The organism is Corynebacterium sp. HMSC073D01, from assembly GCF_001815555.1.
Classification (GTDB): Bacteria; Actinomycetota; Actinomycetes; order Mycobacteriales; family Mycobacteriaceae; genus Corynebacterium; species Corynebacterium glucuronolyticum.
In genome coordinates this window covers 1-307 of sequence record NZ_KV821008.1, presented here as the reverse complement: position 1 = coordinate 307, position 307 = coordinate 1, and the positions used below count along the sequence as shown (strand labels likewise).

General features: G+C 39.4%; 1 protein-coding gene. It reads left to right on the top strand.

The window, feature by feature from the left end:
- On the top strand, window positions 1-307 hold a 307-nt coding region (locus HMPREF3044_RS13025; protein ID WP_168167229.1), incomplete at both ends, for a hypothetical protein.

Sequence of the window (307 nt, the reverse complement as noted above, 5' to 3'; positions counted from 1 at the left end):
AAGTTGAACAAGCAAAAAACAGCTCAAATCAAAAAAAATAAAAACGTTCCAAAAGAACAAAAGCGTAAAGAAAAAAGTAAACAAAAAAATGATGGCCTCAACGAGAAAACCACCACCACAATGTCAACAAAATTCTTGAAGCGCCACATCCACCAAAACGAAACCAAAACGGAAACGCCTTGTACAGAGCCAGATGACAGCCCCCCAGCCACAAAACCAGAAAACCACACCCAACAAGCACCACAAAAACCTGTCAAACAAACAAAAAGTAGTACATCAACACACTATCGAGTTCTCACACAACATG